This is a genomic window from Ktedonosporobacter rubrisoli, from assembly GCF_004208415.1.
Classification (GTDB): domain Bacteria; phylum Chloroflexota; class Ktedonobacteria; order Ktedonobacterales; family Ktedonobacteraceae; genus Ktedonosporobacter; species Ktedonosporobacter rubrisoli.
Map to the genome: position 1 here is coordinate 3,083,000 of NZ_CP035758.1, position 20,108 is coordinate 3,103,107.

17 protein-coding genes are annotated in these 20,108 nt (G+C 50.7%); 13 read left to right on the forward strand and 4 right to left on the reverse strand.

Annotated elements, in window-relative coordinates; genetic code table 11:
• The first annotated feature begins 106 nt into the window (after nt 1-106).
• Nucleotides 107-994 (forward strand): sigma factor, encoded by an 888-nt coding sequence (locus EPA93_RS13920; RefSeq protein WP_129888105.1) that lies wholly within the window; start codon nt 107-109, stop codon nt 992-994.
• Nucleotides 995-1,127: 133 nt separating this feature from the next.
• Here EPA93_RS13920 and EPA93_RS13925 read toward each other — a convergent pair whose 3' ends face one another.
• Nucleotides 1,128-1,988, reverse strand: coding sequence for a hypothetical protein (locus tag EPA93_RS13925; protein ID WP_129888106.1), 861 nt, complete (start codon nt 1,986-1,988; stop codon nt 1,128-1,130).
• A gap of 447 nt (nt 1,989-2,435) precedes the next feature.
• Between EPA93_RS13925 and EPA93_RS13930 the strand changes: the two genes are divergently transcribed.
• From EPA93_RS13930 to EPA93_RS13940, 3 genes are all read left to right on the forward strand, one after another.
• Nucleotides 2,436-2,936 (forward strand): nucleoside deaminase, encoded by a 501-nt coding sequence (locus tag EPA93_RS13930; RefSeq protein WP_129888107.1) that lies wholly within the window; start codon nt 2,436-2,438, stop codon nt 2,934-2,936.
• Nucleotides 2,937-3,196: 260 nt separating this feature from the next.
• Complete coding sequence (locus EPA93_RS13935; RefSeq protein WP_129888108.1) at nt 3,197-3,670, forward strand: fascin domain-containing protein; 474 nt, start codon at nt 3,197-3,199, stop codon at nt 3,668-3,670.
• A gap of 32 nt (nt 3,671-3,702) precedes the next feature.
• Nucleotides 3,703-5,058 carry a nucleotide disphospho-sugar-binding domain-containing protein gene (locus tag EPA93_RS13940; protein WP_129888109.1) on the forward strand — a complete coding sequence of 452 codons (1,356 nt, stop codon included), beginning with the start codon at nt 3,703-3,705 and terminating at the stop codon, nt 5,056-5,058.
• On the opposite strand, the gene asnB is transcribed toward EPA93_RS13940, so the two are convergent.
• Genes asnB through EPA93_RS13955 form a run of 3 tightly spaced genes read right to left on the reverse strand, consistent with a single transcriptional unit; the run spans nt 5,055 to nt 9,231 of the window.
• Nucleotides 5,055-6,845: an asparagine synthase (glutamine-hydrolyzing) gene (gene asnB, locus EPA93_RS13945; RefSeq protein ID WP_129888110.1), complete on the reverse strand. Its 1,791-nt coding sequence runs from the start codon at nt 6,843-6,845 to the stop codon at nt 5,055-5,057. The two genes, EPA93_RS13940 and asnB, sit on opposite strands and share 4 nt — an antisense overlap.
• Nucleotides 6,846-6,902: 57 nt before the next feature.
• A complete protein-coding gene (locus EPA93_RS13950) occupies nt 6,903-8,069 on the reverse strand; it encodes an aminotransferase class I/II-fold pyridoxal phosphate-dependent enzyme (RefSeq protein ID WP_129888111.1) in 1,167 nt (388 codons plus the stop codon).
• Nucleotides 8,070-8,118: 49 nt separating this feature from the next.
• A complete protein-coding gene (locus EPA93_RS13955; RefSeq protein ID WP_129888112.1) occupies nt 8,119-9,231 on the reverse strand; it encodes a carboxylate-amine ligase in 1,113 nt (370 codons plus the stop codon).
• A 293-nt stretch (nt 9,232-9,524) separates the two neighbouring features.
• Here EPA93_RS13955 and EPA93_RS13960 point away from each other — a divergent pair, with 293 nt between their 5' ends.
• The 9 genes from EPA93_RS13960 (at nt 9,525) to EPA93_RS14000 (ending at nt 20,069) form a co-directional block, all read left to right on the forward strand.
• Complete coding sequence (locus tag EPA93_RS13960; protein WP_129888113.1) at nt 9,525-10,712, forward strand: aminotransferase class V-fold PLP-dependent enzyme; 1,188 nt, start codon at nt 9,525-9,527, stop codon at nt 10,710-10,712.
• A gap of 34 nt (nt 10,713-10,746) precedes the next feature.
• A complete protein-coding gene (locus EPA93_RS13965; protein WP_165423088.1) occupies nt 10,747-11,838 on the forward strand; it encodes an LLM class flavin-dependent oxidoreductase in 1,092 nt (363 codons plus the stop codon).
• Nucleotides 11,839-12,307: 469 nt separating this feature from the next.
• Nucleotides 12,308-13,069, forward strand: a complete 762-nt coding sequence (locus EPA93_RS13970) for a tryptophan 2,3-dioxygenase family protein (RefSeq protein ID WP_129888115.1) — start codon at nt 12,308-12,310, stop codon at nt 13,067-13,069.
• A gap of 122 nt (nt 13,070-13,191) precedes the next feature.
• Nucleotides 13,192-14,241, forward strand: coding sequence for a tryptophan 2,3-dioxygenase family protein (locus EPA93_RS13975; protein WP_129888116.1), 1,050 nt, complete (start codon nt 13,192-13,194; stop codon nt 14,239-14,241).
• Between the two features lie 395 nt (nt 14,242-14,636).
• Nucleotides 14,637-15,698, forward strand: coding sequence for an SGNH/GDSL hydrolase family protein (locus EPA93_RS13980; RefSeq protein ID WP_129888117.1), 1,062 nt, complete (start codon nt 14,637-14,639; stop codon nt 15,696-15,698).
• 54 nt (nt 15,699-15,752) lie between these two features.
• On the forward strand, nt 15,753-16,781 hold the full coding sequence (locus EPA93_RS13985; RefSeq protein ID WP_129888118.1) for a 2-ketoarginine methyltransferase: 1,029 nt from the start codon (nt 15,753-15,755) through the stop codon (nt 16,779-16,781).
• A gap of 114 nt (nt 16,782-16,895) precedes the next feature.
• Nucleotides 16,896-18,053 (forward strand): amidohydrolase family protein, encoded by a 1,158-nt coding sequence (locus tag EPA93_RS13990; protein ID WP_129888119.1) that lies wholly within the window; start codon nt 16,896-16,898, stop codon nt 18,051-18,053.
• A gap of 21 nt (nt 18,054-18,074) precedes the next feature.
• A complete protein-coding gene (locus tag EPA93_RS13995) occupies nt 18,075-18,500 on the forward strand; it encodes a Rieske (2Fe-2S) protein (RefSeq protein WP_207229539.1) in 426 nt (141 codons plus the stop codon).
• 384 nt (nt 18,501-18,884) lie between these two features.
• Nucleotides 18,885-20,069, forward strand: coding sequence for an ABC transporter substrate-binding protein (locus EPA93_RS14000; protein WP_165423089.1), 1,185 nt, complete (start codon nt 18,885-18,887; stop codon nt 20,067-20,069).
• Nucleotides 20,070-20,108 lie beyond the last annotated feature (39 nt).

A 20,108-nucleotide genomic window follows, 5' to 3' on the forward strand; every position in this document is an offset into this window, starting at 1 on the left:
ACAGGGACGCTCAGACGACGGGAAAGGCGGGAGTGTGCCGCCTTGTCACATTCGTGTGGTATCCTTTGTCATTCCTATGACAAAACGAAATGAGGAAATGTGACCGATGGATACACACGCCACTTTGGCACAACAATTTGAGGCAGAGCGTCCCCGCTTGCAGGCGATGGCCTATCGAATGCTCGGTTCGCTTGCCGAGGCGGAGGATGCCGTGCAGGAGGTCTGGCTCCATCTTAGCCGTTGCGACGCGAGTACCATCTTGAACCTGGGTGGGTGGCTGACCACAGCGGTAGCGCGCGTGTGCCTCAATGTGCTGCATGCGCGCAAGTCGCGACGCGAGGAGTCTCTAGAAGCGTCGGTACCTGAAGCTGCGGCGGGCGAAGGAGGAGAGATCGACCCGGAGAAAGAGATGGAACTTGCAGATGCGGTGGGCCTGGCGCTTCTAGTAGTGCTGGACATGCTTGCGCCCGCCGAGCGGCTCGCCTTCGTCCTCCACGATATCTTCGCCGTGCCCTTCGACGAGATTGCTCCTATTGTGCAGCGCTCGGAGGCCGCGACAAGGCAGCTCGCCAGTCGAGCGCGTCGCCGTGTGCGTGGAAGAGCACATAGGCAGGAAGCGGAGCAGGCCGCCAGCCGTGAAGTGGTGGAAGCCTTTCTCGCCGCAGCACGCGAAGGGAACTTCGAGGCGCTGCTCAGCGTGCTCGATCCAGAGGTGGTGCTCCGCTTCGATTCTCCGGATGTGCCGGCGGGCATACCAGGGGAGATCCACGGTGCGGCAGTGCTCGCCCAACAGCTTGTGGAACGTGCTCAGATGTTGCAGGCTTGTCGGGCAGCGCTGGTGAACGGCTCTGTGGGAATCGTCGTGGCTCCGCAGGGGCGGCTGCTCGCTGTCGGCGAGCTCTTGATCAGGGGTGGTAAGATTACGGCGCTCAAGGTGATTGCCGGTCCTGCACGCCTGCGCCAGGTAGACCTTGCGGTTCTTGAAGGCCGATGAAACCTTGCCAAGCAAATGCCGCGTGCCTGCAGCATGCGATTGCTTGGGTAGGGAAACTGCCTCGGGAGGCACTGACGATGAAGCGTTTTTGATAATTTCCGACACTCTTGATGCTCCTGCGGTAAGATGAGGATCACTGGAGCATCCGCAAAAAATCAATAGCTACCTGTGGCTGAGGTGTTCCGCAGGTGGGGCAATATCCGCCCTGATTGCCTGGAATATTGAGCCAGTAGCCGCTCACGACGCTGGATGTTGCCTGAAAAGCCGCGTAGAGCTGCTGCGCACTGATCCTTTGCCCATTGGGGTTTGTGCTGAGCCCGGCAAGGACAACGATTCGTGAGTTGGCAGTTTTCGCTTGCGTCGTCGCAACACTTACAAAGTGCGTGTAGGCCGAGAGGTCCGCCTCCGCACCCTGAGCCTGGATTTCGACGGCATCTGCATACTGTGCGGCTGCTTTGATGATGTTGAGGGACACAAAACGGCTGTACGTACTCCCTTTCCCGCCAGGATCGAGCACTCTTGTCAGATCTGTTGCCGGCGTAGCGATCAGCAGCATATGATGGCTGTGTACGAGATCTGCGACCTTTTGCACAAAGAGCGCGAAGTGTTGCTGTTCTTCTACAGGGGTAAATTGCCAGGCTTCATTATCATACACAATGGCCTGCACAGAGGAAGGGATGGAGTGTGCGGCGAAGGCGGCTTGTAAAGCCATATAACTGGTAAAGCTGCGCGTAGAGACGCTCTGCCAGTTAGCAGGTCCTTGACCAATGACATAGGTGTGAGCATTGTCAAAAAATCGCATGCTATCGGCTTGAGACCATCCGCTGCTCGGGCTTTGCAGGCGGTTCAGGGCTGTTGCGTTGATCATCCAGGTGACGTTCCTGGCTGGTAGGGTTGGCGTGAGCGTACCAGATGTTGACGATGCCACCGGGCCTGGTGTGCCGCAGCCAGCCAGCAGCAAGAATATGAGCAAACAAGCATATTTTAGGGGCATATCCTCTCCTTTCAGCGTCCGAGAGAGAAATTGCAGCAGAATGCTGGTGTACGATAATTTCCATTTTGGGGGACATTCTAGCACAGGAAATTCAAGAAAATGTCAAGATCGATCCTGTTCAGGCCAAGTCTTAGCGAGAGTTCTTCCGGGCCGGGTTTGTGTCGAATATTCTGCGCCAAATTTGCCGGTTCTGGTTGCTCATACGCTGTTCATCTCTCCGCTGATCTCATTGCGCATAATGGGAGCAAGCGACCTCTATCGAAAGTGAACAAGATCCAATTTTGCACTGAAGGATGGAACTTGCCACTTTGATGGCTGGAAAAAGCCGATCCATTTTAAGTATACTTTCTTGTAGTGCTTCCCCACTAATCGCTGCCCCTGAGGCAGAATCGAGGTCATCCTGCTTCTCTCTGAGTGGTTTGCTTTACACGAAAGGAGAGCGTTTGCATGCAAGAAACAGATGAGCCCTTTTTACGCCAGGCTATTGCCCTGGCACGGAACGCTGGCCAACGCGGAGCAGATCCCTTTGGAGCGCTCTTGGTTGTCAACGGCCATCTGGTCTACCAGACCGAGGATCACAGTGTGGATTATTCTGATCCCACCGCCCATGCCGAGCTCTGCGCAATCAGTGAGTATTGTCGCACCTCCCATCGCTTCCACCTGCACGGGTATACGCTCTACACGAGTACCGAACCCTGTGTCATGTGTGCAGGCGCTATTCATTGGGCGCGCATTTCGCGGGTCGTTTTTAGCGTCTCTTTGTCCACTTTACACCAACTCAGCGGTGGGAAGTCCAAAGCAAAGACCGAAACGCTTCTGCGGCGAGGCTCGCATACGGTCGAGCTGGTCGGCCCACTCCTGGAGAGTGAAGGCATCACTGCTTTTGAAGGACACACCTTTAATACGAAAGCCGCGAGGCATCAAGTGCTTTTTCCACCCGATCAGTAGTGTCTACTCATAAGGAGCAGAGAGGGCGATGTGCGAGAAAACCGTGAACACCGAAAGAGCCAAGAATTACATCTCTTCGTCTTATGTTATTTTTACAGAAAAAGCAGGTAGTTACTTTATGGCTTATTGTGCATTATTATGATTCTATTGTATAATATTTTCGGTGGAAAAGAGCAAAACCATAGATGGAACTCATAGCTTTCTCTAGGGAGGATTCGTGATCCAGGACACAGAAAGCAACAAGAAAGGACTGGTTATACATGTCTGAACGAGTTGGGAAGATGGCTCTTCTTAACGGCATGAAAATCGCCTGCATGGCCAATAATGGGTGCTATTTGAGTTGTGTTTATAGGGGCTTTGCTCTTCCGATCGAAGCTGTGAAAAGAGCTGTCGATGACTCCTGTCTTTTTACGATTGCTGCGCTTGACCACAATCGCATTGTGCTCCAGGCTGAGAATCATTGCTATGTAAGCCATGTCAATCGGCAAGATGTCGAATCTGTAGAGGCGAATAAGCAGACAATTGATGACTCCTGCCGCTTTATCCTCACCGTACTCGCTGGATCTACGGTTGCCCTGCAAGCAAATAATGGCCTTTATTTGAGTTGCATCGATCTGGGAATTACCGATACGATTGAAGCTGTAAAACAGGACATTGATGCAGCTTGCCAATTTACGGTTTTTGTGCAAACGCCTGCAGGAGTGCAGAAATTGGAAGAGATGAATAAGGAGTAGTTTCTCGTTCCATAAGATCCAGGGAGGAAACGATGGCGAACATAGTCTTTTTCATCGATGAGTTCACTGGACATATTCATGCAACCATGAAACTTGCAGATGATTTACGTAAGCGTGGACACTCTATATGTTATCTGGGGACTGCAAAGGTGGGACAAAGCATTCTTCCCCAAGGTTTCGCCTTCGAAGAAGTCTCTTTTCTACATGGTCTGATGCGCATGAGTAGGATGCCGCGTCTTAACCGCACGGGACATGGTTCTCTCTGGCAAAGGTGGAAGGAAGCTTTCGCTCACTATCGTGATCTCCGAAGGGATGCAGCCAGGATCAGAGAAGATCTACAAAACATAGCTTCGATCACTGATGATATCATGAAGCGCCTCAGGCCGGACCTCTTGATCTTCGACCCATTTTATCTTATAGATGCTATAGCATTTTATCGCTATCATGTCCCTATCGTGAGACTCAGCACGAAACCTTTGCTGGACCAGGACCCATGGGTTCCACCATATACCTCTTTGCTGGTACCCAACTCCTCACACATATCCTTGCTTCGTATCAAGCTGGCCTGGCTGCGCTGCCATATTGCTTACGTCATGTATAGGCTACAAATGCTCCTGCGCACTTTGATCATCGGCACATCTCCTTATGATCTCGCCCAACGCCTTGCTGCTGCAAACGGCTTTCCCTTAAAAAAAGAGCTGGCCCCGCGTGCTGCCTCACTGGATTTCTCGTTGAAGAGCATTCCTGAGCTTGTCTTAACCAGCGAGCAATTTGACTTTCCTCGCCGAAAGAAACTAAGAGCAAATGTCTACTACCTTGGCCCTTGTGTTCATCTCAAGAGGAAAGAGGCAGCGTTTCCTTGGGATACCCTCAGGTTACGTGAAAAGTTTGTTTACTGCTCGATAGGGACGCTGCCGCCCTGGAAAGGAGGCCTGGAAGAGGAGTTCCTGCGGCGTGTCATCGAGGCCTTTCGTACAAAAGTTGACGCTACGCTTCTTCTCTCAAGCAGTATTAAGGATCTCGGCTCGCTCCCTGAAAATGTCTACATTTGTCCATTTGTACCACAGCTACAAGTACTTCAAAAGGCCCATCTTATGATCAGTCACGGCGGATCAAACTCTGTGAAGGAGTGTATCCTTTTTGGCGTTCCTCTGCTCATCTATCCCAGGCAGGCGGACCAGCCAGGAAATTCTGCGCGTGTCGTCTATCACGGCCTGGGATTACGAGGAGATATGCGCAGAGATAGCAGTGCTGAGATTGCGCGTAAGGTCGATCTGGTGCTTGGGAATCCTGCCTATCGGGCCAACGTTGAGAAAATGCGCCTGCACTTCCAACAATGTCACGATTCGCCAAAATGTGCAGAGATCATAGAATCTTTCTTGTATTAAGGAGGAGAGGGCCTTCCATATTTCTCAAGAAATATCTGATGAAATAGCTCAAGAACGAGCATTGACCAGATAATATGGTTAGGAAGATACTCATCGGCATCATCCTTAAAATACGTATCCACAAGTTTCTGAAAAGAGGGAACATGAAAATATCCTCGCTTTAGCAACCCTGAAAGAAGTAGTTCCTTGGCCCAGGCGCGTAGTGGACCCTTTAGCCAGGCCCCGAGCGGTAATGGGAAGCCTCGCTTCTGCTGCTGAATAATGCTTGCGGGAAGATATGGCTCGGCGATTTTACGCAGGATATATTTGCTCTCACTTCCCCTGATCTTTAGGGATGATGGCAGAGAGAAAGCAAACTCTACAAAGCGGTGATCGAGATAGGGAACTCTGATTTCTGTGGATGACATCATGCTCATCTTATCAGCTTTCAGCAAGAGATCATCAACCAACCAGTTTTGGCAATCGATAGAGAGCATTTGATGCAGGAGATCCCAGGATTGCACCTCCTCAGCTTGCGGTAGGGTTAGCGTTGAGGAGTCCTTACGCTGAAGCGCGGTAAGAAATTCTGCCGAGAGCAGGCTGCATTTTTCCGCGTCAGTAAGAAGATGGCCCATTCCTGTATAGTTCTGCTTGCCTGACCTCCCACGGGCATATACAGGGTATCCTGCACACAGCTCATCAGCACCTTCGCCAGAGAGCAACACTGTGGCTGAATTATGGGCAAAGGCACAAAGTATACCTAACAGTGCGGTGGGAGGATCGCCTAGCGGCTCTTCGATGTGCATGATTGTGCGAGGGCAAGCATCGCGAAACTGTTCTGGCGTAACAGGCACCTCTGCGTGAAGCGTTCCGAGCGCCTTTGCCACCAGGCGGCTGTAGGGATGCTCTGAGTGCGCTTCAAAGCGCTTATCTCCCAGGAAGACAATGGAGAAGGTGTGAAGAGGGCGTTGCTGGCTCTGTGCTACTAGCGCCGAAATCAGGCTCGAATCAAGGCCGCCGCTCAACAATACACCATAGTCAACTTCCTTTGGAATGCGGGTATGTACCGCTTGTACGATAAGCTCTCTTCCCATATTCAGGAGCTCAGCCTCATCTTTGGGGGACAGGTTGCTCCTCGAAAACTTCCAATAACGCTGTGAAACAGTACATCCATGCTGGGCAAAGGTGAGCCAGGTGCCAGGCCGGAGCCTATAAATTGCCCGAAAGATAGTCTTTTCTCCTGGCACGAAGCGATAGCTCAGGTAATCGTAAAGTGACTGTTCGTCAAGATGAGCCAGTTCTGGAAAGCAGAGCAGCAAAGCCTTAATTTCAGAGGCAAAAACAAAGCCCTGCTCGACTTTGGCATAATAGAGAGGCTTCACTCCTATGCGATCCCTAACTAACATTCCCTGCCGCTTCGTACGATCCCACAAGGCAAAGGCATAATCCCCACTAAATTTATCAAAGGCCGGGATGCCATATTCCTCAAACGCGTGGAGCGCAACTTCGGTATCTGTTCTAGAGGCAAAATGATGGTGCTTGCTGAGCTGTCTGCGGATATCGCTATAATTAAATATCTCACCATTAAAGACAATGCCAAGAGTCTTATTTTCGTTCCAGAATATCTGCTCCTCATAATTTCTATCTACGATTGCCAACCTGGACACCGCTAGCCCGATATCTCCATCTGCATAGACGGAGGTGCCATCTGGTCCGCGATGTACCATTGACGCAGCCATTCGGGATACAAGCCTCTTTTTCTCCTCAGGTGACAATTTCTGTGAACAGATGCCGACAATACCACACATGGCCTGTACCACTCCTTTCCTCAAGTGCCAGCGAGCCCCACGCTTACACAACGGCGGCTATCCTCGTTGCATCGCCGCTTTAATACGCTCCAGAGCTACAATAAGCCGTTCATCGGGCACGGTGAGTGAGATACGCACCCATCCTTCGCCACCTCGTCCAAAATTGCTTCCAGGGGTAACAAAAACTCCGCTGCGCTCCAGGAGCCATCTGCTAAATGTCCGCGACGTAAAACCAGGCGGTATCCGAGCCCACACGTAGAGACCAGCCTTTGCCGGCTGCGTCGCCAGTCCGAGTGCATTGCAGGCTTCAACCAGGAGATCGCGGCGATGCTGATAGAGCGCATTGCGCTGTTGCACCCAGTCCAATGGCAAATGGAGAGCTGTGATGGCAGCATACTGCAGCGGACGAAAAATACCACAATCAACATTTCGCTTGAGACGACCAACCGCATCAACCAGTTCATGGTTTCCTACCAGCATGCCGAGACGGAACCCCGCCATATTATAAGCTTTACTCAATGAATGCAGCTCTACGGCAACTTTCCGGGCTCCAGGTAGCTGTAACAGGCTTAGAGGCCTGCTATTTTCATAATAGACTTCGGCATATGCCATATCATTGACGATCACGAGTTGATGACGGCGAGCAAAGGCTAGGGCTTTTTCAAAGAATGCCCGCGACGCGCATGCCCCTGTCGGGTTATGGGGATAATTGAGCCAGAGGAGCCGAGCGTGCTTCAGCGTTTCGGGTGGGATGGCCTCCAGATCTGGGAAATAGGCATTTTCCTCAGTAAGCTGCATGAAATAAAGGGATGCCCCCGCCATAATACTGGCCGTGGAGTAGACGGCGTAGCCAGGATCGGGAACGAGGGCAATAGAGCCGGCTGAGAGCAAGGTGAGGGCGGTATACACAAGTCCCTCTTTTGAGCCGAGCAAAGGAAGAATTTCGCACTCAGTCTCAAGATGAACTGCAAAACGACGTTCAAACCACGCTGCGATTGCTTCGTGAAGCGCGTGCATACCTCGGTATTCTGGGTAACGATGGTTCTCACTCTCGTGGAGAGCAGCGCAGAGCTGTTCTATAACCGGCTCAGGTGCGGGCAGGTCAGGATCGCCAGCGGAAAGATCTATCACATCAACCCCCGCTGCTCTTTGTTCAGCGATCATTGCCTGTGTCTCGGTTGGATGATGCTGTGGCAAGGATTGAAGCAAATTGGAGAACAGCATAGAAGAAGTACTCCTTCCCGGCGTAGGTACGCGCTCATCTCACTTCTATTTAGAGGCCCTGCAACGACTGCTGCATCAAGAAATGGAGCACCTGTTGTATATCTCCACTTTCTTTGTAGCATGCTATCTGACGGTCAGCTCCTGTTCCACGGGGGTCGTTGAGTAAAGTGCGAATATGCTCCATTTCACGATGGCTGCCCAACTGATCTATCACATCATCAACAAAATCTAACAACTGGCTTAGCGCTTCCCGCATGCTCATACGCTTCTGAGCGCTAAAATCCACAAACTCGGCATCAAGTCCATAGCGTGCGGCGCGCCATCTATTCTCCTCAATATGACGGCTCTTCCAGATAGGAACGGCTTTGCCCTGCTCATAAAGGTGAGCCAGCTTTACGACGATCGCTTGCCACAAAGCCGTAAGGGCCAGCGTATCATCCAGCGTAAGAGGCATATCGCAGATGCGACACTCAAGCGTACCAAAGTCGGGGTGGATACGCATGTCCCAGGAAAGCCTTCTTCCATCGTGTATACATCCCATAGAGATAAGTTCTTGTATATAGTGTTCAAAATCGCTGTATGAATGGAACGCGTAAGGGATACCACTGCGGGGAAAACGTCTCCATTGGATAGCGCGGTAGGCCTTGATGCCAGTCAGATGGCCTACCCAAAAAGGCGAGTTGGCGGCGAGCGCCAATAAATGTGGTAACCAGGTGCGGAGCTGATTCATGAGAGAAACTGCTAGCTCTTTATTCTCGATTCCCACGTGGATATGGAGACCGAAAATAAGATCAGCCCGCAGGACGTCTTGATATTCTTCGAGTAATTGAGCGTGATATCCGCTCTCAGTTATCGGCTGATCTCGCCAATTGGCATATGGATGTGTTCCCGCACTGATCAACGCCAGTCCTGCTTGCGCTGCGAGCTGCGATAAGGCTCGGCGGCCAGTAAAAGCATGCTCGCGAACCGAGGCCAGGTCTGGAAGCGTGCCTGAAACGAGCTCCACCATCGCTTGCATATTTTCAGGCTTGATATGTTGGCCAAACGGCTCAACTCCTTTGGCGAGAAGATCTGGGAGAGCTGGAGTTAACGCTCCGGTCTGAGCATCGACTAACTGAAATTCCTCTTCAATCCCTAGCGTAAAACGCTCGCGTCGCAGCATCAGTACCTGTCCCTTTCCTGCAACTACGCCGGATCACGTATTCGCTGAACATATGCTCTTTTGAATACCTAGACACACGCTGCATATTATTTGCCTTATTCTGCTTTTACATATAAGTAAACAATAAATATTCTGATAAGTCAATGCTAGTTTCTCATATCAGCGAATAAGAAAAGCAAGCTTTCAATAAAGGTAAAATACAGTTATAAGTAGTAAATTATAGCTTAACCAGAAATAACGATTTTTGTCAAGAATATATGGTATACTTTAGAAAGAAAGAGAAAGGAGCCAATATGCAGTTTGACCTTCAGCGTGCGCGATATGAAACGCCTGGCTGCAAGTTTGTGAAGCATTTTAACAACGCAGGGTCATCCTTGATTTCTCAGCCGGTGCTTGAGGCGATTATTTCTCATCTGCAATTGGAGGCACAACTTGGAGGATATGAAGCAACGAATCAGGCCGAAGGGGCGGTTGAACATGTATATGATGCCGCTGCCGCACTTCTTAATTGCTCTCGTGATGAGATTGCGTTCGCTGAGAATGCAACGCGTGCCTGGGATATGCTATTTTATTCTGTCCCCTTGCGCCCCGGAGATCGTATCCTTACCTCTATCTCTGAATATGGAAGTAACTATCTTGCCTTTCTGCACCTGATGAAAAGAATGGGGATTACTATCGCCCCTATCCCCAACGATGAGTATGGTCAAACCTCAGTAGACGCACTCAAGAACATGCTGGATGAGCGTGTCAAGCTTATTGCTATTACCTATGTACCGACCAATGGCGGGCTGGTCAATCAGGTTGCGGCAATTGGAAAGGTGGCACGCGAAGCTGGCATCCTCTACCTCGTTGATGCCTGTCAAGCTGTGGGGCAGATGCCTGTTGATGTACAGGCAATCGGCTGTGATCTCCTCGCCACCACGGGACGCAAGTATCTGCGAGGGCCACGAGGCACAGGCTTTCTCTATGTGAGGCGCAGCGTGCTGGAACAACTCACTCCCCCTTTTATCGAGCTCCATACTGCTCGCTGGCTTGCCCCTGATCGCTACCAACTTCGCCAAGATGCGCGCCGTTTCGAGAGTTGGGAGATAAACTACGCCGGGAAAATCGGCCTCGGCGTTGCTATTGATTATGCCATGCAATGGAGCTTAGAGGCTATCTGGCAACGCGTTCAGCTGCTTGCGGAACGGTTACGTTCTCAGTTGAGCGAAATTGCTGGCGTAACTGTACATGACCTGGGTAGAGTGCGCTGCGGCATTGTCACCTTCACCCTGGCGGGAATGTCACCGGCAGAAATCAAGCAGCACCTTGCACAACACAAGATGAATGTAACGGTTACCAGGCAGGAGGCAACGTTATTGGATATGACAGCGCGTGGTTTGGATAACATGGTACGCGCGTCAGTGCATTACTACAATAGCGAAGAAGAGATAGATGCGTTGTGTGAAGTGGTGGCTCGACTCAAGACAAAGCAGTTATAAGAGAGAATACGCTCGGCCAGGAAGGAAGGATTGCATGATGGCAACGAACTGTCTACGCGAAATTGTAACAGTCTTCCCCGGATTTAGTGAGCTTAGGGACTCCGAAGGTCATCCGCTGAACTTCCAGAATGGCCTGGAACCTTTGATTCGGCTCTCTCAGCAATGGGAGCAACAGGGATACGATTCAGTGCTGATCCCTGTGGGAACTGGTCTTCCTGATCCCTGGATAGTGGCCTCGGTGATCTCTCAGCATACCCAAAAGTTGCGCTTGCTCCTTGCTCTGCGTCCGGGCTTTATTGCCCCCGCAGTTGCCGCTCGCATGGGAACCACACTCGATTATTTTAGCCAGGGACGCGTTGCGTTGAATATTGTCACTGGAAGCGCCTTAAACCAGATGCAGCAGGATGGCGACTTTCACGAGCATAGTATGCGCTATCAACGCACTGAAGAGTTTCTTACAGTCGTGCGTGGAGTCTGGACACACCGGCGCTTCCCTTATAGCGGCAAGTTTTATCAGCTCCAGCAAACATTTGACAATGATCAACCATTGCAACGTCCTCATCCCCCTATATATTTTGGAGGCGCTTCAGAGCAGGCCAAACACATCGCTGCTCAGCAGGCAGATGTCTATATGATGTGGGCAGAGCCATTAGATAAAATTCGTGCGCGCATTGCAGAAATACGCGAATTGGCGGCTCGCTATAAGCGGGAACCTGGCTTCAGCATTAGCTTCCGTATCCTTGCTCGCGATACAGCAGAAGAGGCATGGGAAGCTGCCCAGCAGGCACTGCAAGGCTTCTCGCAGCAGGACAAAGAGAGAACCGAGAAGTATTACCTCTCGGTCACCGAATCCGTGGGTCAAAAGCGTATTCTGGCCTTTGAGCACGACAAGGATGGCTGGGTAGATAAAAATTTATGGGCAGGCCTTACCTGCGCTATCTGGAGCCATAGTCTTCTTCTCTTAGGAAGCGTCGACGAAGTTGCAAAACGTCTCAACGATTACCTGGATCTTGGTATCTCAACTCTTCTGCTTCGGGGGCACGCGTTTATGCAAGACGGTGACGTGATAGCGACAAAGCTCTTACCACGCTTGCGCGAGAGGCTCATACAAGCGCAAGTGAGGTAAAAAGCACAAGCAGGCATTATATGCCTGACAAACATCTTGATAAATATGGAAAACATGGTATATAATAATCGATAGATAAGATAGATAACTTAATATGCCACAACATAGACAAGATGTTTCATGCTTCAAGGTGTTTCAGCAAACCACACTATTCCAGCTTACGCAAAGGGCTCTATCTTTGCGGTAGAAAGCACACTGCGTACTCCTTGAGAGTTTCCTATTTAGGAAGCTTATTTTCCTTTTGCAGGTAGCCTGGCTGTTCGGTTGTGTTGTACAAGAACTAGCCATCGATAGTTGACGACGTACAATAGATGAGTGCAGTCCACAACTGACCCGAAAGGGCTGCTTGTGATTTAGTCCGAGATAACTATTGTAGGAGTCCAGGAGCTGATACCGTCTTGCGTCATTCTTGTTGGCAGAGATGAGATCGTGAGCTTCGCTGATAGCCTTGTCCGAAAGGAGGCACCGCATGGTAAAGGACTACTCAGTACCTATCCTCAATGGTTCCGGCGATACTGACTATGCCCGCTACATGCGAACTGATGAACTGCTATCCCTGCAGCGCAAGCCCGAAGAGATTATCCATCGCGATGAATTGTTGTTCCAAGTGGTCCATCAGAGCAGCGAGCTATGGCTCAAGCATGCCTGCTTTGAAGTCGAGGAGGCTACCCGTCAAGTGCAATTGGGAGCACTTGACACCGCAGCGCGGCTATTGGGTCGGGCCTCGCTCGGCATAGAGCTCATCACCGGGCAGCTGGAAATGCTGCGCCACCTGGCGCCATGGGATTTTCAGACGTTGCGTACTATACTCGGCCACGGCTCGGGCTTTGAATCACCCGGATGGCATGCGGTGCAGCGCGTGAGCCATGCCCTTAGTAGAGCCTTCAATAAGCTTATCATCCAAGAATGTGTTGATCTGGCTGAGCTCTACCGGGGCAGCCCGGATAGGCCGCTCTACCGACTCGCCGAGGCCATGATCGATTGGGACGAGCGCGTGGCGATCTGGCGGGTGCGGCACTACAAAATTGCCACACGCATACTCGGCCATGAGGTGATCGGCACCAAAGGCCTCCCTCTCGAAATACTCAACAGTCGGCTAAGCCAGAAGTTTTTTCCAGAGCTGTGGCGCATACGCACAGTGCTGAGCGAGACAGGTCCAATGGCTCATCTATGCCCGCTTGATGAGCCATCCATACCAGCCGAGAATGAAGAGGCGGGCGGAGCGTTATGAAGGATCTTTTACAAGGTCAACCCTTCGTATGAACAACTCGAATCACAGCCAGGGATAAGGTTTTTAGTGAATATTTCATACTGGTAGCGACGGAGGCTAAGTGAAGCGACTGGAGACCTGACATGATAGTTGAAGAGTTGATTGTCTGGCTCAACAACCCAGAACCAACTCGGTTTCCCTATGACTCTGTGCTTGCCGAGTATCACCGTATGGGGAAACACTTCGTCTCTGATAGTCTATTGAAGATGCTCGCACTTTCGAGGAAGGTACTCTTAGATCCATCTGATTCCGGCGGGGACACGACGCTGCTGCGCGAATTCTTGCGCTGTGCCCTTGACAAATGGGACGGCTGCTACGAATATACTACTTATCTGGCACTGAGGCTACTGCCGACGCCGACGATGGATGATACACCCGGGCTGGTGACGCTCGCTCTGAAACGCCGGGACTGGCTTGTGCTGCAGCTGGTTGCCGACGAAATTAACTTCGAGCTAGCTTTTTCGTCAGGCCACTGCGAACTGCTGCCTGAGATGCGTCCCTCTCCATCACTTACTACCAAGCGTTGCCGCCTGGCAGTACAGATAGTCAAACCTGCGTTACAACGTCTTGGTCTCGTGGATGAGAGCACTCCTGCCGACCCGTATCTGGCTGCGTGCAAACTATGCGTTACGGTCCTGCCCATACTCTCTACGCAGGATCGCCGCATGCTGCAGTTGAGCATGCTACCTGTTTATACTATTCATGATGAATATCTATTCATCCGCGTGCTGCAGGCATTCGAGGTAACTTTCGCTTTGCTGGCCATAATGCTCTGTGCCGCGATCCGGGCCTTGAGCGAGAAGGATTGCAAAACAGCCATCTCCCATATCAGCTTAGCCGAGTCAGCCTTACATGAAGCTGCTCCATTGTTCTCGCTGCTGGCGACAATGCAGCCAGAGGCGTTCCGAACTTTTCGGAAGTTTACGGAGGGTGCCAGCGCTATTCAATCCCGCAACTACAAGATAGTTGAGGCCTTATGTAGCAAGCCTGATGCCGAAAGGCTCAACTCAGCTGCCTATTTTCGGTTCCAGAGGTCCGCGACTGGGTTCTTGTCGGTAACCGAACGCTCGACGATGCGGTCAGATCAGCATGCAGCTCTCAATGGCTCACCACAGATGAGCTCAATATGCTGAAAGCGGCTATGGACAGGTTCTCGTCCACCCTCATAAAGTGGCGCCAGACACACTATCGCCTCGCCCTGCGTATGCTTGGTGAGCGTACTGGTACAGGCTATACCCAAGGTGCTCCTTACTTGAAAGCAGTGCGATATATACCTGTCTTTCAGTCTACAGGACGTACGAAAGAGAGCAGTTACGTTGAAACGCTCTGAGCATTATGTGAGCATGATTGGGGTAGCGTTACCGAAACTAACAAGTCAAAAGATGCGGGATTCTCTTATTATCAAAATTTGCTAGCATTTTGCAGAAATTTGAGTATTAAAGTTATTGACTAAAATACATTGTATTATGTATATTATAATATATAATATTAGAAAAAATATAATAAGAACAAGAGAGGAAATGGATGTATGCCTCAGATTATTTCGGCGAAAGACCCTCTTCTTGCTTATGAAGGCGCTGTCGATTTGCAGTACAAAGGGCCATATGTGGCCCCCTGGAGAGTTCCCTATAGGGAAGCCTATTTTTTCCTTTCCAGCGGAATAGGAAGGGCCGCCATGCCCTCTGGTGTTCGCCTTACTTTTAAAAGCAACACCTCTTGTCTGGCAGGAGTGTTCGAGGCTGATCCACCGCCGCCGTCTCTGCGTTCGCCTAAAGAAATCCCGCGCCTTGATTTGTGTATCGGGAATCAGCTCATAGAAACTATTGAACAAGGAACTTCCGGCCGCTTTCAGTTCAGCACGTTACCGCCTGGCGATAAAACGCTTGCACTCTGGTTACCTCATTACAATCAGTTTCGATTGCACTCGCTGGAAATAAGCGATGGGGCAACCCTGCTTGCCAATGAGAGCAATCGATCGCGCTGGATCATCTATGGAAACTCTGTAGATCAAGGCAGAGGAGCGGCTTCCCCAGCGCGGACATGGCCAGCTCTGGTTTCTCGTCATCTCGACCTGCATCTTACTTCGCTGGCATCGGGGATTGGCTGTCTTTTGCAGCCGATGTTTGCTCTCCTGATGCGGGATTTACCAGTTGATCTCATGGTAATCAGTGTTGGGGGCAGTATCTGCAGCAGCGGTAGCCTGAATATCTATACTTTTCGTCCGGCCTTGCTTGGTTTTGTGAGAATTATCCGCGAAAAGCAGCCACAAACGCCGATCATTCTTCTTTCGCCCATCTATACGCCGAGCTGGGAAGAGAGGCCGGCTGTAGAAGGAGGGCTGAGCATACAGACAATCCGTGAAGAAATCCACTATGCGACAACGCTTTTACGCGACACTGGAGATTCCTATACCTACTACCTGAATGGCCTGGAATTATTTGGCCCTGAGCATAGGCATCTCTTCATTGAGCAGGAAGAACCATTGCTCCATCCTAATGCGGAGGGCTATCAGATTCTTGCCGAGAACTTCGAGCGCTGGCTGGTCTCACATTCACTGTTTCCTCTTCAGCAAGTAACTGATCATCCGTAGGAAAGAGAAAATCTGTATATTATCCCGGCAATAGAGCGGAGAAGGAGAACATCAATGCGCAATACATTCGAAAAAAGACTTATAGAGGCAATTCAACCAATCCGCTTTCATGCGCTGGCTGTCTGCATCTACCACTTATTTGAGACAGGGCTCTTCGAGACGCTGCTAAATGCTGCCCCAATCTCTCTTGTCCAGCTCGCCAGGCGACATGATTTTGATCCCCTGAAGCTGGAGGCCTTCATGCAGTATCTGCGTACTGAAGGAATTGTTGAGGAGGAGGAGGAAGGCTATCAGCTAAGCGAAAAAGGGAGAAGCTTCGCGGATTTTCGCCCCTGGTACTCAATTTTCATTGGTGGATACGGCAATACCTTCCTGAGAATAGGCGAGCGCTTGAAGCGAGGATCAGAGGAAACTGATCGCGGCGATGCTCAAGTTGGTTCTGGCAGCAGCGGGATGAGCCATTATGTTGCACTCCCAATCACAGATAGGTTGCTCAGCGCACTTCCGTCCCCCTGCAGACGTTTGCTTGATCTGCGCTGTGGGACTGATCTCTACCTTATCGAGTTCTGTCAGCGCTACCCGGACATCGAGGTCTGGGGCATCGAACCAGACGAAACAAGTTACAAGCGGGCGCTAGAGCAGCTCCATCAGCATCATATGCACAAGCGCATCCATCTTAGCCAGAGCTCAATTGCCGATTTTCTCACCACCTATTCAGGCAGCGAACCTGACGTTGCCAGCCTGCGTTACGTTCTGCATCAGATTATGGGCCAGCAAGGAAGGGAAGGCGTTATCCAGCTCCTCTCTCAGCTCTTTGCACGCTTCCCACGACTCCATCTGATTGTCCTTGAGGTTGATGTGCAGATTGATAATCCGCTTCTTATGCATCATGAGCTTGCGCTCGCTTACTATAATCCCTATTATCTAGCGCACCCCTTCTCACGTCAAAGCTTACAAAAACGTGAGTTTTGGGAACAAGTTTTTGCTGAATGCAATATAGAAGTTCTGAGCAGGGAAATAGTCAATCCAGAAGTAGATTCAACCGGGCTCGATTATGGATACCTTCTGAGAAGGAAGAGCTGATCCTTCGCACCATTCAGGCGGGCGATCTAGAGGGAAAGCATAGCTACGTCGAGGAATTTCCAGCTGATATGCGTTTCGCGTTGATTGGCTATTTCTCAGGAAGGAGCAAGCGTTATGGATACAGTGAAAACCTCTCAGAGAGAACGTAAAATGAAACTTGAGGATTTTCTCATTATCGATTGTGATGTCCATGTGCATGATAATCCTGGGGCATTGATACCCTACTGCGATATGCCCTGGCGCAAAGCACTCGAAAACATTCAAGATATTCCTGAACGCTGCATCGATATCCCAGGATTTTCGCCCGGCGAAAGCAATGGGGGATATCAAGCGCGTTTTCCCAGTGGCTTTACCAACGCTCGCAAAGTCTTTACACCTGAACAAATGCGCGCTGATCTCTCCTCAATTCATGTCACTATCGGTATTCTCTTCCCGAACAATCTTTTGAAGATTGCCATGTTAACGCAGCATGATTATGCAGCAGCCCTCGCGCGTGCTTACAATGCCTGGATCGTTGATCAATGGGCCTCGGTAGAAAGGGGTCTGCTGGCCTGTATTATTGCCTGCCCACAAGATCCATTGGATGCCGCTAGCCAGATTAGACGCTATGCGCAAGAGCCCGCTGTTGTCGGCATCTTTCTACCCTGTGCTGGACTTGATCCTCTCTGGGGCCATCATAGCTACGATCCTATTTATGCTGCGGCCCAGGAGGCAGATCTTCCGGTGATCCTTCACAGCGTCACCGTGACCCATCCAGTATTTCCTTTCAATAATCATGGCTTTGACAATGAGCTTGCTCGTCATGCGTTGAGCCATACCTTTTCGATGATAGCGAATGTCACCTCAATGGTCACAACGGGCGTGCCTGTGCGTTTCCCAGAGCTACGCATTGCCACCAGTGAGGCAGGGGTTTCCTGGGTACCTTTTCTGCAACAACGCCTTGACAAAGAATACATTGGAAAGCGGCGAGAAGTGCCCATCCTTGAGCAACGGCCCAGCCACTATATGAGGAAGCTCTGGAATGCGACCCAGCCAATAGAGGAGCCAGAGAATCTGGCTGATCTTGCAACGCTCATTCATCTTTGCGGTGAGGATTCCATCATTTTTGCCTCTGACTGGCCACATGATGATTTCGATCATCCGATGAAGATTCACCAGCTGCCTTTGTCGAATGAGATATTACGCAAAATCTTTGGCGAAAACGCCTTACGCCTGTTCAAAATTGACAGGCAGGGGCGCAGGCAAAATCTCTCATGCCGGAATCAGCAATGATCATTTGTGGGAGAGAAGATAATGACAGATGCAAGAACTGACAAAATGCTCTTTGAGGTGCAGAAGGAAGCTGCTTTGCCAGGCCAGCCCCAAGAATATCATGTAGGCCATATCTCCGAATTCCCAGCCAATAGCCATAAAGTCGTCAAGGTAGCTGGGCGCTCAATCGGTATTTTTCATATCAAGGGCCAGTGGTACGGCTTGCCTAATATCTGTCCGCACCAGCTTGGCCCTCTTTGTGAAGCGAGGGAATTAACGGGGACAATAGTTGCTACCAAAGAAACCAACTGGCAACGGCAATGGGCTTACGAGGGAGAAGTAGTGCGTTGCCCCTGGCATGGCCTGGAGTTCCATGTGCCTACAGGACAATGCCTTGCTCTTCCCGGAATTCGGCTCCGTTGCTATAAAGTCATCATCGATGGAGAGCAGGTAAGAGTCAGGCTGTAGCTTTGGAACATATGAAATGTGGGAGATCGGCTAATCTTGCTCGCGACGTGATGTCCATGCTCAATGACTCAAGTAGCGACGGAAGGTGCCGATGAGCATAGTAACAAACGTTCTCAGCTTTCTAACGGTAAGGAGATCTTCCCCTCACACATCCTGACGAAAGGCCTGTTACTTTCAAGAGCGTAAGCAATGAATGTTTTTGTTTGGGTAAATGTGGAACTAGTCAGATATACCTGAGAATACGAGGAGAAGGCCATGTGGCAGCAAGCAACGCGACGAGATGTTGTAAAGAGAGGGGTATACTGGTTAGCAGGCCTCAGCCTCGCGGGTCTAGCAAGCTGCGGAAAGGGAGGGGCATCTGGACAGAAGCAGGAGCTTTTGAACATGACCTATTGGGGTGGTACGGAACGAATGCACAGAACTATGCAGGTGGTCAATATGTTCCAGAAAAAATACCCTGCTCTTCAAGTGAACAGCCAGGCGACAGATTGGCAAGGTTATTGGAATAAGCTTGCGACACAGATTGCCGGGGGGAGAATTCCCGATCTCATCCAGATGGATACGCGCTATCTTGCTCTCTATATCCGTAAAAATCTGCTTTTGAACCTTTCCCCTTATATCCCCAAACAGCTTAGCCTTGCTGACTTTGATCAGGAACTCCTCAAAGGCAATGAACTGAATGCAGCAATCTATGGTGTTCCGCTGGGTGGCCAGTATGTAGCCCTGGTCATTAATCGGGATATCCTGGAAAAAGCACATATGCAGCCACCAGATGAGCATTTGACATGGCAGACTTTTGCAACGTATACCCAGCAGATCACAGCGTCTTTGGGGGCAAAGATATATGGCACCGGTGATGCCAGCGGCTCCATTCCTCTCTTTGAGCTGTTCATTCGTCAGAAAGGCAAAGAGCTTTTTACTGCTGATGGAAAGCTTAACATTGAGAGGCAAGATGTGATTGAATGGTGGACATACTGGGAAGAATTGCGCCGGTCGGGTGGTTGCATACCGGCGGACCAGCAGGGCTCCAACCAGAGCTATGATCCCTCTCAATCTTTGTTGGTCCTCGGGAAGGTAGCCATGGATTTTGCAACCACAAATTTTCTTGAAACGTTTCAGCAGCTCACACCCCATACCCTGGCTCTGGTGCTGCCACCCACAGGGCAACATCCAGGAATGTATTTTAAGGCAACGATGTTATTAAGCGGATCTGCAAAGACCAGCTATGCTCAAGATGTGGTTTCGTTTATCAATTTCTTCATTCACGATTCTGGCGCCATTAAGGCCCTGGGCATGGACCGTGGCCTTCCCGGCTCTGCGAAGGCGCGCGAATTGCTCAAGCCAGACATGACTCCTGCCCAGCAGAAAGAACTTGCCTACATTCAACAGGTTTCTACAAGTCAGAACTCGGCCCCTAAACGCCTTCTTGATCCCCCGGGAGCAGGCCAGGTTGAACAAATCCTCGGGCGCATGGCCCAGGCTGTCAGTTTTCATCAGCAATCAATTGGCGCTGCAGCTGATAGTTTTCTTGCTCAGTCTGAACAAGCGTTGAAAGAAAAAGCTGCTTGAGCTGCGCTGCTCGTTATGCAAGGTGCTATATCGTCGCGA